Here is a 12,862-nt window from a genome sequence, read left to right as displayed (position 1 = left end):
TATGACTGGCGGACAAATAGCAAACGTAGATCTTATCAAGCAGGTAAACAGTGCGGTCGTCTATCGCCTCATTGACCTGCAGGGGCCCATCTCGCGGGTCAAAATTGCCGAGTTGAGTCAGCTGGCCCCGGCCAGCGTGACCAAGATAACCCGGCAACTGATCGAGCACGGCCTCATCAGGGAAACCTCGCCGCAAGCCTCCACTGGCGGGCGCCGCGCCATCTCCCTGACCACCATCAAGCATCGCTTCCAGTTTGTGTCCGCCAAGCTGGGTCGCGGCTACCTGCAGCTCTCCCTGTATGACCTCGACGGCAAGGAGCTCGATCAGCACATCACCCAGGTGACCGAGATCGAGCAGCAACCGGTGGTGGACATGCTGCTGCGGGAGATTGGCGCCTTCATCGACGCCAATCAGGATCGCAGCCGCAACCTCATCAGTATCGCGCTGACCATGCCGGGTCTGGTCAACCCGGAATCCGGCATGGTCATCTACACCCCCACCTACCAGATCCGCAACCTGGGGCTCGCCAAGCTCCTGGAGCACCACTTCAACCTCCCCTGCTACGTGGGCAACGACACCCGTTCGCTGGCGCTGGCCGAGCACTTCTTCGGCGAGTCCCGCGACTGCATGGACTCCATCCTGGTGAGTGTCCACCAGGGGACGGGCTCGGGCATCATCACCAAAGGCAAGGTGTTTCTTGGCCAGAACCGCAACGTCGGCGAAATAGGCCACATCCAGGTCGAACCCCTTGGCAAGCGCTGCCACTGCGGCAACTTCGGCTGCCTCGAGACCATCGCCTCCAACGAGGCCATCGTCGACAAAGTGAAGGAGCTCATCAGCCGCGGTCACCTGAGTTCGTTGCAAGAGAAGCACATCACCATCCAGGAGGTGTGCAAGGCGGCGGTGGCCGGTGACGAGCTGGCCCGCAGCGTGATCGAGAACGTGGGGGAGCACCTGGGGCGCGCCATCGCCATCACGGTCAACCTGTTCAACCCCCAGAAGGTGCTCATCGCCGGTGAAATCACCGCCGCCGAAGAGATCCTGATCCCGGCCATCCGCCGCTGTGTCGAGCACCAGTCTCTGCCAAGTTTCCATCGCGGCCTGCCCATCGTGAAGGCGCGCTTCCAGAACCAGCCCACCATCGGCGGCTTCGCCCTGGTCAAGCGCTCCCTGCTGGAAGGGGATCTGCTGCAGATCATCATGGAGCAGAAGTAAGGCCTACCCCTTCGGATACGAAAACGGCAGCCAGTGGCTGCCGTTTTTTTATGGTCTGTTTTCGCCGGTTCACCCCGCCCGGCACGGTTTGAACAGATCCAGCTTGCCGTCATAGACCTGGGTCTGCACGTCCATGATACCGAGCATGGAGTGGAACAGGTTGTCGTGGGAGAAGCGCTTGCTGGCTGCCTCCTGTTGCAGGCAATCCAGATTGAGCTGACGGTCTGCCTGCAACTGGGGAGAAAACCAGGTCAGGAGCGGCACCCGGGTCTGATCGTCCGGTGCGAACTTGTAGGGGGTGCCGTGCAGATAGAGCCCCATGGCACCGAGGGATTCGCCGTGATCCGACAGATAGACCAGCCCCACGTTGTACTGGCTCTCCAGGCTCTTGAGCTTGTCGATGAGCTGGGCCAGCACCTTGTCGGTGTAGCGGATGGTGTTGTCATAGGTGTTCACCAGCTCTTCGTTGCTGCAGTTCTCGATGTCGCTGCGCGGGCAGTCCGGCAGGAAGACGCGATCGGCGGCCGGGTAGCGACGATAGTAGGTCGGGCCGTGACTGCCCATCAGGTGGAAGGCCACCAGCTTGCTGCCCTGCTTGCCCTGCATGTCGGCGATCTGCTGATCCAGCCCCTGCAACAGCACCTCGTCATGACAGGCATTGCCGGAGCAGTATGCGGGGAATGCCTTGGGCTCAATCTCGATGGTGGGGACGTTTTTGCACACCCCCTTGCAGCCGCCGTCGTTCTCCTTCCAGAGCACCGAGATCCCGGCATGTTGCAGCACGTCCAGCAAGCCATCCTGGGACTGGGCCCTGGCCTCGTCATAGCCACGCCGGGTCATGTTCGAGAACATGCAGGGCACGGAGAGCGCCGTGGCAGTGCCGCAGGATCGCACGTTCCTGAACGAGACCACATTGGCCTCCTTCTCGGTGAAGCCGTTGGTCTCCTTCTTGTAGCCGTTGAGGGAGTAGTTCTGGCTGCGGGCCGTCTCCCCCACCACCAGGAACATCAGGGTCGGCTTCTCATGCTGGCCGATCACCCTGGCATCGGTGCCGATCTGCTGGTAGGGAATGGGAGTGGCGAAGACCACATCCCGGGCGTACTTGTAGAGCCCGTGCACATAGTTGGCGGGCACTATCTCCTTGCCGAGGGACTTGTTGTTGCGCCCGACCGAGGCGTAATCCTGGTAATAAAGGGCGGCAGCCCCCATCAGAAACAGCAAAGAGAGGGCGATGGAACCGAGGCGCAGACCCAGTCCCTTGTACCAGGGACGGGGATACTCAATCTTCACCCACAGCAGGACCAGCACCGGCAGCAGGCCGGTCAGCAGGAACCAGAGCACCACGGAGCCGTTGAGGTAGGAGCCCGCCTCCCCGCTGTTGGTCTCGATGATGTTCTGCATCATGCCCATGTCGAAGATCACCCCGTACTTGAGCATGGCGTAGCTGACCAGGGAGCCGGTCAGGATGAGCAAGGCGAAAAAGGGCTTGAGCAGATAACGGAAGGTAAAGGGCAGGAACACCGCGTTGAGGGCCGCCACCAGTACCAGGGGAATGGAGAGGACAAACCCCGCCTTGACGTGTTCAAGGGCGCTGAGAATGCGATAAAAGTGCAGGAAAATGGGCCAGTTGAAGACCAGTGCAAACAGCAGCACCAGCAACAGATTGACCTTCATCACTCCCAGAGTGAGACGCATAGAGAGACTCCGACAAACCAGTGGAACTAACAACCTGCCAGCAGGCTTCGTGGTGACCATCCCGGCGCTCGGCCCTGAAAAACAGGACAAGAGCCAGGGAGGTCCAGATACGGGGTCATCCTAGGACGGCAAACTTAAGCGAACATTAAGAGAGGAAATCGAACCACAAGGGGAGGTGCGCGGTCTGGCACATAAAAAAACGGCAGCCCGGGCTGCCGTTTTTGCGAAGGTGAACAAGGTGTCGCACCTGTGTGTTCGCGAACCTGAACAGGGTCGCGAGAGGCCGGCGATCTCGCCGGAGCAGGGAAAGAGGACCGTTGTGGTCGCCCTCCCCTTGCCCTGGGGGATCACAGGGTCGCGGCAATCTCGCCGGAGCCGGGGGAGAGGACGGTTGTGGTCGCCCTCCCCTTGCCCTGGGTCTCACAGCGTTCCCGAGAGGCAATTACAGGGTCGCGGAAATCTCGTCGGAGCAGGGGAAGAGGACCGTTGTGGTCGCCCTCCCCTTGCACTGGGGGATCACAGGGTCGCGGCAATCTCGTCGGAGATGGAGCCGTTGTGGTACACCTCCTGCACGTCGTCCAGATCTTCCAGCATGTCGATGAGGCGCATCAGCTTGGGCGCGGTCTCGGCATCCAGTTCCGCCTCGGTGGAGGGGATCATGGTCACTTCGGCGCTCTCGGGCTTGAAGCCGGCAGCTTCCAGACCGTCCAGCACGGTGCCGAAGTCGTTCGGGGTGGTGTAGACCTCGATGGTGCCATCTTCTTCGGTCACCACGTCGTCGGCACCGGCTTCCAGCGCGGCGTCCATCAGGGCGTCTTCATCGGCGCCCACGAAGGTCAGCACCCCCTTCTTGGTGAACAGATAGGCCACGGAGCCGTCGGTCCCCAGGTTGCCGCCGCACTTGCTGAAGGCGTGACGCACTTCGGCCACGGTACGGTTGCGGTTGTCGGTCAGGCACTCCACCATGACGGCGGAACCGGCCGGGCCGTACCCTTCGTACACGATGGTCTCGAGCTGCTCGCCGTCACCGCCGCCGGCCCCACGGGCGATGGCGCGGTTGATGGTGTCGCGGGTCATGTTGCTGGTCAGGGCTGCCGCCACCGCCGCACGCAGGCGGGGGTTGTTGGCAGGATCGGCATCACCCAGACGCGCGGAGGTGGTGATTTCGCGGATCAGCTTGGTGAAGATCTTGCCGCGCTTGGCGTCTTGCGCCGCCTTGCGGTGTTTGATGTTGGCCCATTTACTGTGACCTGCCATAGGGACTCTCCGTTATAGTTGGAAATTTCAGTAACACTGGTTGCGCCCAGAGGGAAACGGGAAAGGCCGCATCGCTGCGGCCTTTGTTGCCGATAACGGCTTATTCGTCACCCTTGACGGTGGTCGCAATCGCCAGCTCGCCCAGTTGGGCCGGGTTGGCAAAGCTCGGGGCGTCTGTCATCAGACAGGCGGCCGCCGTGGTTTTCGGGAAGGCGATGACATCCCGGATGTTGTCGGTGCCGGTCAGCAGCATGCTGAGGCGGTCCAGACCGAAGGCCAGGCCGGCGTGGGGCGGGGTGCCGTATTTCAGGGCATCCAGCAGGAAGCCGAACTTCAGGCGCTGCTCGTCCGGGGTGATCCCCAGGATGTCGAACACGGTGGACTGCATCTCGCTGTTGTGGATACGCACAGAGCCGCCACCCACTTCGTAGCCGTTGATCACCATGTCGTAGGCGTTGGCGTAAGCACCCACCGGGTTCGCTTTCAGCTCGGCCGGGCCCAGGTTGCTCGGGGCGGTGAAGGGGTGGTGCATGGCCGCCAGGCCGCCTTCGCCATCTTCTTCGAACATGGGGAAGTCGATGACCCACAGGGGCTTCCAGACGTTCTCCACCAGGCCCAGATCGCGGCCCACCTTCAGGCGCAGGGCGCCCATGGCATCGCACACCACTTTCTTGGAGTCGGCGCCGAAGAAGATGATGTCGCCATCCATCGCGCCGGTGCGGGCCAGGATCTCGCGCACGATGGCGTCAGAGAGGAACTTGGCCACCGGGGACTGCACTCCCTCGAGGCCGCTCCCGGCTTCGTTGACCTTCATCCAGGCCAGGCCCTTGGCACCGTAGATGCCGACGAACTTGGTGTACTCGTCGATCTGCTTGCGAGAGAGCTCCGCGCCGCCCGGTACCTTCAGAGCCGCCACACGGCCTTTCGGATCCTTGGCGGGGCCGGCGAACACGGCGAACTCCACCTCGGTCAAGAGATCTGCCACATCGACCAGCTCCATGGGCAAACGCAGGTCCGGCTTGTCGGAGCCGAAGCGGCGCATGGCTTCGTCGAAGGTCATGATGGGGAAGTCACCCAGGTCCACGTTCAGGATGTGCAGCCAGAGCTTGCGGATCATCTCTTCCATGATTTCACGCACCTGGGGCGCGGTCATGAAGGAGGTCTCCACGTCGATCTGGGTGAATTCCGGCTGGCGGTCGGCACGCAGGTCTTCGTCGCGGAAGCACTTGACGATCTGGTAGTAGCGGTCGAAGCCGGACATCATCAGCAACTGCTTGAACAGCTGGGGGGACTGCGGCAGGGCGTAGAACTTGCCCTTGTGCACGCGGCTCGGCACCAGGTAGTCACGGGCCCCTTCCGGGGTCGCCTTGGTCAGCATCGGGGTCTCGATGTCGAGGAAGCCGTGCTCGTCCATGAAGCGGCGCACGAAGGCACTGGCCTTGGCACGGGTCTTCAGGTACTTGGCCATCTCGGGACGACGCAGGTCCAGGTAGCGGTACTTGAGGCTCACCTCTTCGCTGTTGACCTGGTTGAAGTCAAGGGGCAGCGGCTCGGCACGGTTGATGATGGTCAGCTCGTGGGCGAACACCTCGATGGCACCGGTGGCCATGTCGCTGTTGCGCTGGGAGTCGGGGCGGGTACGCACCACGCCGGTCACCTGGATGCAGAACTCGCCGCGCAGCTCGGAGGCCAGGGCAAAGGCGTCCGGCTTGTCCGGATCGAAGAACACCTGCACGATGCCCTCGCGGTCGCGCATGTCGATAAAGATGAGGCCGCCGAGATCACGACGACGATGGACCCAACCGCACAATGTAATGGTCTGCCCGGCATGGGCCTCATTGACCTGTCCGCAATAGATAGAGCGCATGGACTTCTTCCTTCGAAATGGTAGAGAGACGGTTCATCCTGGGTCGCCGGGCACGACTGGCAAGCACCGTCTGTCTCACAGCTGGCCAGATCCTGCTTCTTGCCCGGTTTGAAATCTGTCTCGGGTCATCCGGCTCCCCGAGCCGGATTCTTGCCGCCGCCCCAGGCATGCCCCCGCTCCCGACCGGGATGACGAGTGGGCGCCGGGGTATCGGCTGGCGTCGTTGTCTGGCCACTGCCGGGCCGCGATCATCGTCACCCGGGGGCTCGGTCGCGCGCATTACGACAATGTGGCAAACAAAAGGGTTGGCATTATAGAGGAAAACCTCCATTTGGGTAAAATGGCCCGCAGCCCCCTTTACCCTGTTTTTTGTTGTTCTGGCGCAAAAAGGAGGGCAAAAGTGCGCCAACCTGCCGACAGGAACCATCATGAGCCTCTATTTGGGCCTGCCCCAGTGGTCACACCCGGCCTGGCCCGGCCAGTTGCTGGGGATGAATGCCAGGCCCGCCGAGCACCTCGCCGACTATGCCCGGGTGTTCAACTCCGTGGAGGGCAACACCACCTTCTACGCCTCGCCGACCCCGGAGACGGTGCAGCGCTGGGCCGATGCGGTCCCCGACCACTTTCGCTTCAGCTTCAAGTTTCCCAAGGAGATCAGCCACCAGAGCGATCTGGTGAGCGCGGACAAACAGGTGACGGCCTTCATCCGCCTGCTGGCCCCCCTGCATGACAAGCTGGGGCTGCTCAAGCTGCAACTGCCCGCCCGCTTCGGGCCAGAGGGGCTGGCCCGTCTGGATGCCTTCTTCGCGCGGCTGCCCCAGGATTTCACCTATGCCCTCGAGGTGCGCCACCCCGATTTCTTCGCCAAGGGGGAGGCGGAACGGGCCCTCAACCGGATGCTGATGGCGCGGGGCATCAATCGCATCATGCTCGACAGCCGCCCGCTCTTCTCGGTGCCCGCCACCACGGCCGCCATGATCGATGCCCAGGGCAAGAAACCCAGGTTGCCGGTCCATCTGCTGGCCACGGGGGGTGCCCCGGTGGTGCGCCTGATTGGTTTGCCTCAAATCGAGGACAATCACCCATTTTTGCCACCATGGTTGCCACATTGGAAACAATGGCTTCAGGAGGGCAAGGATCTCTACCTCTTTGTTCACACCGCCGACAATGCCCGGGCCCCCGAACTCGCACGGCAGATCAGCCGCCTGCTCGGCCAGGAGATGGCCCCCTGGCCGGGAGAAAACGATCGCGCCCGCCAGGGGGTGCTGCCCTTTTGAGCGGCCCCCTCCCCGCCCCTTCTCCATCCCCAAAAAAAGCCGCTTTTTTTGTGGTCCCACCGGGGTTGGCGTCAAGACAAACGCCCGCCTTTCCTCTACACTAGCGCCCCAAGTAAGGTCCCGGGCCTGGGTGCATGGCAATGCGTTGCCCACCCCAGCCCGGCACCCTGAGGGCCCGGACCATGGCCCGTTGCGAACAGGGGCAGCCCGAAGGATCCCGGAGCAAGCCACCCCGTTCGTCAACCGGTGACGACGCCATTTCGATGCCCGTCCACCCAAGATTCAATTGAATAAAACAGCCGCCCACCACACCGGCTGTCAGGTTGCGTCAGCATGCACGATCAGATTTTTGCCGCCCCCATCGCCCGTCTGGGAGACTTCTGCTTTGACGAGCAGGTCGTCGACGTCTTCCCCGACATGATCCAGCGCTCGGTGCCCGGTTACAGCAACATCATCTCCGCCATCGGCATGATGGCCGCCCGCTACGCCCAGCCCCAGAGCCGCCTCTACGATCTCGGCTGCTCCCTCGGCGCCGCGACCCAGGCCATGCGCCGCCACGTCACCCAGCCCGGCTGCCAGATCACGGCGGTGGATCTCTCCCACCCCATGATCGAGCGTGCCCGCGCCCACCTCTCCGGTTTCAAATCCGAGGTACCGGTGGAGCTGGTGGAGGCGGACATCTGCGACATCCCCATCGAGAACGCCTCGGTGGTGGTGCTCAACTTCACCCTGCAGTTCGTCGCCCCCGAGAAGCGGGCCGCCCTCATCGCGCGCATCTTTGACGGCCTGCGCCCCGGCGGCATCCTCATCCTGAGCGAGAAGTTCCGCTTCGATGACGAGCAGGTCAACGAGCTGCTCATCGACTTGCACCTCGACTTCAAGCGGGCCAACGGCTACAGCGAGCTGGAAATCAGCCAGAAGCGCACCGCCCTTGAGAACGTGATGCGCACCGACACCCTGGCGGTTCATCAGGCGCGCCTGCGGGACGCCGGCTTCACCCACCTGGACCTCTGGTTCCAGTGCTTCAACTTCGGCTCCATGATTGCCATCAAAGCCAGCGACACCAACTAAGCCATGATCGATTTCGCCCATTTTTATCAACTGATCGCCAAGAACCGGTTGAGCCACTGGCTGCACACCCTGCCCGCCCAGCTGCACGCCTGGCAGCACGACAACCTGCACGGGGATCTGCCGCGCTGGAACCGCGCCCTCGCCAAGCTGCCCGTCGTGGCCCCCGACCGGATCGAGCTCAAAGAGCGGGTCGCCATCGGCGGCCCCGATAGCCTGGGAGAGGGTGAGCGCAAGAAGACCGAGAGCCTGTTGCGCCAGCTCATGCCCTGGCGCAAGGGCCCCTTCCATGTGCACGGCATCCACATCGACACCGAGTGGCGCTCCGACTGGAAGTGGGATCGGGTGCTGCCCCACATCAGCCCGCTCCAGGGCCGCTACGTGCTGGACGTGGGCTGCGGCAGCGGCTACCACCTCTGGCGCATGGTGGGGGAAGGGGCGAAACTGGCGGTCGGCATCGACCCGAGCCCGCTGTTCCTCTGCCAGTTCGAAGCCATTCGCCACTTCGCAGGCAACGACCAGCGCGCCCACCTGCTGCCGCTCGGTATCCAGGAGCTGCCGGCGCTGCGCGCCTTTGACACCGTCTTCTCCATGGGGGTGCTCTATCATCGCAAGTCCCCCATCGAGCACATCGAGCAGTTGCGCAACCAGCTCAAAGACGATGGGGAGCTGGTGCTAGAGACCCTGGTGGTGGACGGCGACGAAAACCAGGTGCTGATGCCCTCCGATCGCTACGGCAAGATGCGCAACGTCTGGTTCCTCCCCTCGAGCGCGGCCCTCACACGCTGGGTCGAGCGCTGCGGGTTCACCGATGTGCGCATCGTCGACGAGAATATGACCAGCACCGACGAACAGCGTCGTACCGACTGGATGATTAACGAGTCCCTGAGTGACTATCTGGATCCACACAATCCTACACTCACGGTCGAAGGATACCCGGCACCCAAACGTGCCGTACTGATCGCCAGAAAGGCCAAAGACTAGCCGATGGCGGCTGTGGAAGTTACACTGACCCAATTCCAGGAAGCACAGTTAAATGAATGACATGAAAAGCAAATTAAAAGGAATGACCCTGCTCTCCCTGCTCAGTCTCGGCGGGTGTGTCAGTATGGAAAAAGCACCCCCGGCCCCGACCCTGACGCTGGCCGAGCTGCGCAACGAGATCTCGTTGAGCGAGCAACGTCTGCAAACATCCATGGAACAGCAACAGAAGCAGTATGTGCAGCAACAGCACCTGCTGGTTCAGCTCAACACCGATGTCACCAACATGAAAGAGTCCGTGAAGAAAGTCGACAGCAAGCTGGCTACCCTGCCTCCCGAGCCGCCCAAGGCCATGCCCATTCCCACCGAGAAGTGCCCGGCGCCGAGCCAGGGCCACACCGTCGATGGCAAGCTGCTGGTGGGTGAAGCGGAGTGGATCTGGGTTGACGCCGCCAACGACGCCTTCCAGGCCCGGGTCGACACCGGCGCCACCACCTCCTCCATCAGCGCTCAGGAGATCACCATCTTCGAGCGCAACGGCAAGAACTGGGTGCGCTTCTTCCTGAGCCACCAGGAGATGGACGACAAGATCCAGATTGAAGCGCCCCTGGTGCGTCACGTGCGGGTCCGTCAGGCTTCCGCCGACGATCTCGACCGTCGCCCCGTGGTTCGCCTCGCCGTACGCATCGGCGACATGACCGAGAAGGCCGAATTTACCCTGAAGGACCGCAGCGACATGACCTTCCCCGTGCTGCTGGGCCGTGAATTCCTCAAAGACATCGCCGTGGTCGACGTGGCCCGCGAATATATCCAACCCAAACCCAAGCTCAAGGATGTGAAATAATCCATGGTTTCCCGTAAGCCGTTCTATCTGCTGGTCGCCCTGCTCTACATCGTCGGCCTGGGGATGACCTTCTATCATCACATCGCGCTGGACGTCCCGCTCACGCCGGGTGAAAAGCGCCAGATCTGGTCCATCGAAGCCAAGCTCGAGTTCGAGGCCACCGGTGAGCCGGTCATCGCCTCCCTGGCCATTCCGGGCACCCAGCCCGGCTTCACCCTGATGAACGAGAACGCCGCGAGCCCGGGCTATGGCCTGTCGTTCGTGGAAAAAGACGGGGATGCCCGCGCCGAGTGGTCCATCCGCACCGCCTCCGGCCGTCAGGAGCTCTACTACCGGGTCGACATGATGGCCGATGCCCATGCCAAGCCCGCCGCCAACCCGCAGCCGCCCGCTATCGAGAAGCAGATCGAGAGCGAGCCCTACGCCACGGCCATGAAGCAGATCCTGGAGCGCGCCCAGGAGCGCTCCGCCGACGGCTACACCCTGACCCGCGAGATCATCAAGGAGATCGAGAAGCAGGAACAGAACGCCGAGCTGCTCAAGTCCCACAAGAGCCGCGCCAATCTGATTGCCGAGCTGCTCAACAACGCGGACGTCCCGGCCCGGGTGGTTCACGCCCTCAGTCTGGAAGATGGCCGCCGCCGTCAGGAGCTGGTGGATTACCTGCAGGTCTTCAACAGCCCGACCGACTACAAGCTGTTCAACCCGCAAAGCGGTGAACAGGGTCAACCGGCCAACCTGCTGCTGTGGGAGTACAACTCCGGCGCCCTCCTGGACGTCACCGGCGGTCACAACTCCCGCGTCACCTTCTCGATGATCGAGCAGGAGCAACCGGTCAACGTGGCCCTGGCCCAGAAGTTCGAAAAATCCGAGATGATGAACTTCTCCATCCACAGCCTGCCCCTGGAAGAGCAAGCCCTGTTCAAGGGTCTGCTGCTCATCCCCATCGGCGTGCTGATGGTGGTGTTCCTGCGGGTCATCGTGGGGATCAAGACCTCCGGCACCTTCATGCCGGTGCTGATCGCGGTCGCCTTCATCCAGACCTCGCTGGTCACCGGCCTCATCGGCTTCCTGCTGATCGTCGGCACCGGCCTGGTGATCCGTTCCTACCTCTCGAGGCTGAACCTGCTGCTGGTCGCCCGAATATCGGCGATCATCATCATGGTGATCTCGATGATCGGCATCTTCTCGGCGTTCGCCTTCAAGCTGGGGTTGACCGACGGCATGAAGATCACCTTCTTCCCGATGATCATCCTCTCCTGGACCATCGAGCGCATGTCCATCCTGTGGGAAGAAGAGGGTCCCAAAGAGGTGTTCCGCCAGGGCGGCGGCTCCCTGCTGGTGGCGGTCATCGCCTACCTGGCCATGGACAACGAGCTCATTCGTCACCTCACCTTCAACTTCCTCGGCCTGCAGCTGGTGCTGATGGCGACCGTGCTGTTGATGGGTAACTACACCGGCTACAAGCTGAGCGAGCTCAAGCGCTTCAAGCCGCTGGTGGACGAGATGAAGTCTGGTGCCACCCCGGGTAAGGACAAGTAACAGATGTGGTTCTGGCAGAAATACACCAGTCCGTGGAGCCTGTCCCAGGCAGGCATCCTCGGCATGAACAAGCGCAACCACTCCTACATCAGCCGCTACAACCCGCGCCGCCTCTATCCGCTGGTGGATGACAAGCTCAAGACCAAGCGCATCGCGCTGGATGCGGGGGTGACGGTGCCTGAACTCATCGGCACCATCCGCGAGCAGCACGACGTGACTCGCATCACCGCGCTGGTGAAGGACTGGCCGGGCTTCTGCATCAAGCCGGCCCGCGGCTCCGGCGGCAAGGGGATCCTGGTGATCCTGCGCCAGGAGGATGGCCTCTTCTACAAGCCCAACGGCAGCGCCGCCAACGGCCAGGATCTGGAGCGCCATGTCTCCAACATCCTGGCGGGGCTCTATTCCCTCGGCGGCAAGCCCGACGTGGCGCTGGTGGAAGGGCTCATCAACTTCGACGACGTGTTCGACGGCTACTCCTTCGAAGGGGTCCCCGATGCCCGGGTGATCATCTTCAAGGGGTTCCCGGTGATGGCCATGATGCGCCTCTCCACCTCGGCTTCCGATGGCAAGGCGAACCTGCACCAGGGCGCCGTGGGGGTGGGCCTGTGCCTGCGCACCGGCCGCGCCCTGCGGGCGGTGCAGTTTGGCAACCCGCTGCGCCACCACCCGGACACCGGCCTGGATCTCTACGATCTGAAGGTGCCTCACTGGGACACCCTGCTCAACCTGGCGGCCTCCTGCTACGAGATGTCCGGTCTTGGCTACATCGGGACCGACATGGTGCTGGACAAGTTCCGCGGCCCCATGCTGCTGGAGCTCAACGCCCGTCCGGGCCTTGCCATCCAGATCGCCAACGGTCGCGGCCTGGTGCCCAACCTCAAGACCATCGAGAAGCTGGGTCAGGTCAAGATGAACGTGGAGCAGCGGGTCAACTTCGCCAAGGATCACTTCGGTATCTTCGACGAATAGTCCGCCCCCCTTCTGCAAAAACGCGCCCACCGGCGCGTTTTTTTATGGCCGCTCCTGCGCGCAGGGCGCCTCGCCCGAAGGCCGATCCCCGTCACATCCCATGGCGGCGCCCCTTCAATGGCGCGGCACAAGGGGATAAGCTCCTG

Annotated in this window: 10 protein-coding genes; 7 read left to right on the top strand and 3 right to left on the bottom strand. The window is 62.6% G+C overall.

Annotated elements, in window-relative coordinates:
- Position 1: 1 nt before the first annotated feature.
- Positions 2–1,216, top strand: a complete 1,215-nt coding sequence (locus HKD46_RS02180) for an ROK family protein (RefSeq protein ID WP_010674096.1) — start codon at positions 2–4, stop codon at positions 1,214–1,216.
- A gap of 69 nt (positions 1,217–1,285) precedes the next feature.
- On the opposite strand, the gene HKD46_RS02175 is transcribed toward HKD46_RS02180, so the two are convergent.
- From HKD46_RS02175 to aspS, 3 genes are all read right to left on the bottom strand, one after another.
- Positions 1,286–2,911 (bottom strand): phosphoethanolamine transferase, encoded by a 1,626-nt coding sequence (locus HKD46_RS02175; protein ID WP_041212708.1) that lies wholly within the window; start codon positions 2,909–2,911, stop codon positions 1,286–1,288.
- A 516-nt stretch (positions 2,912–3,427) separates the two neighbouring features.
- Complete coding sequence (locus tag HKD46_RS02170; protein WP_010674094.1) at positions 3,428–4,168, bottom strand: YebC/PmpR family DNA-binding transcriptional regulator; 741 nt, start codon at positions 4,166–4,168, stop codon at positions 3,428–3,430.
- 100 nt (positions 4,169–4,268) lie between these two features.
- A complete protein-coding gene (aspS, locus tag HKD46_RS02165; RefSeq protein WP_045525291.1) occupies positions 4,269–6,035 on the bottom strand; it encodes an aspartate--tRNA ligase in 1,767 nt (588 codons plus the stop codon).
- 428 nt (positions 6,036–6,463) lie between these two features.
- Between aspS and HKD46_RS02160 the strand changes: the two genes are divergently transcribed.
- The 6 genes from HKD46_RS02160 (at position 6,464) to HKD46_RS02135 (ending at position 12,716) form a co-directional block, all read left to right on the top strand.
- Positions 6,464–7,312 carry a DUF72 domain-containing protein gene (locus HKD46_RS02160; protein ID WP_010674092.1) on the top strand — a complete coding sequence of 283 codons (849 nt, stop codon included), beginning with the start codon at positions 6,464–6,466 and terminating at the stop codon, positions 7,310–7,312.
- A gap of 333 nt (positions 7,313–7,645) precedes the next feature.
- A complete protein-coding gene (cmoA, locus tag HKD46_RS02155) occupies positions 7,646–8,383 on the top strand; it encodes a carboxy-S-adenosyl-L-methionine synthase CmoA (protein WP_010674091.1) in 738 nt (245 codons plus the stop codon).
- A gap of 3 nt (positions 8,384–8,386) precedes the next feature.
- The gene (cmoB, locus tag HKD46_RS02150; RefSeq protein WP_171864864.1) at positions 8,387–9,364 is read left to right on the top strand and encodes a tRNA 5-methoxyuridine(34)/uridine 5-oxyacetic acid(34) synthase CmoB; all 978 of its coding nucleotides are present in this window, start codon (positions 8,387–8,389) and stop codon (positions 9,362–9,364) included.
- A gap of 82 nt (positions 9,365–9,446) precedes the next feature.
- Positions 9,447–10,205 (top strand): ATP-dependent zinc protease, encoded by a 759-nt coding sequence (locus HKD46_RS02145; RefSeq protein WP_010674089.1) that lies wholly within the window; start codon positions 9,447–9,449, stop codon positions 10,203–10,205.
- Between the two features lie 3 nt (positions 10,206–10,208).
- Positions 10,209–11,747 carry an inactive transglutaminase family protein gene (locus tag HKD46_RS02140; protein WP_010674088.1) on the top strand — a complete coding sequence of 513 codons (1,539 nt, stop codon included), beginning with the start codon at positions 10,209–10,211 and terminating at the stop codon, positions 11,745–11,747.
- Between the two features lie 3 nt (positions 11,748–11,750).
- Entirely contained in the window at positions 11,751–12,716 is a 966-nt protein-coding gene (locus HKD46_RS02135; RefSeq protein ID WP_010674087.1) for an alpha-L-glutamate ligase-like protein, read from the top strand.
- Positions 12,717–12,862: the final 146 nt, after the last annotated feature.

This window comes from Aeromonas sp. TW 6 (assembly GCF_013168745.1).
Classification (GTDB): Bacteria; Pseudomonadota; Gammaproteobacteria; order Enterobacterales; family Aeromonadaceae; genus Aeromonas; species Aeromonas caviae.
Note: the sequence above shows the minus strand (reverse complement) of the source record. Positions and strands in the feature narration are given on the sequence as shown.

Bases quoted from the DNA above. Each gene is read 5' to 3' on its own strand.
- HKD46_RS02180 (WP_010674096.1), top strand. From the start codon at position 2: ATGACTGGCGGACAAATAGCAAACGTAGATCTTATCAAGCAGGTAAAC.
- HKD46_RS02175 (WP_041212708.1), bottom strand. From the start codon at position 2,911: ATGCGTCTCACTCTGGGAGTGATGAAGGTCAATCTGTTGCTGGTGCTG.
- HKD46_RS02170 (WP_010674094.1), bottom strand. From the start codon at position 4,168: ATGGCAGGTCACAGTAAATGGGCCAACATCAAACACCGCAAGGCGGCG.
- aspS (WP_045525291.1), bottom strand. From the start codon at position 6,035: ATGCGCTCTATCTATTGCGGACAGGTCAATGAGGCCCATGCCGGGCAG.
- HKD46_RS02160 (WP_010674092.1), top strand. From the start codon at position 6,464: ATGAGCCTCTATTTGGGCCTGCCCCAGTGGTCACACCCGGCCTGGCCC.
- cmoA (WP_010674091.1), top strand. From the start codon at position 7,646: ATGCACGATCAGATTTTTGCCGCCCCCATCGCCCGTCTGGGAGACTTC.
- cmoB (WP_171864864.1), top strand. From the start codon at position 8,387: ATGATCGATTTCGCCCATTTTTATCAACTGATCGCCAAGAACCGGTTG.
- HKD46_RS02145 (WP_010674089.1), top strand. From the start codon at position 9,447: ATGACCCTGCTCTCCCTGCTCAGTCTCGGCGGGTGTGTCAGTATGGAA.
- HKD46_RS02140 (WP_010674088.1), top strand. From the start codon at position 10,209: ATGGTTTCCCGTAAGCCGTTCTATCTGCTGGTCGCCCTGCTCTACATC.
- HKD46_RS02135 (WP_010674087.1), top strand. From the start codon at position 11,751: ATGTGGTTCTGGCAGAAATACACCAGTCCGTGGAGCCTGTCCCAGGCA.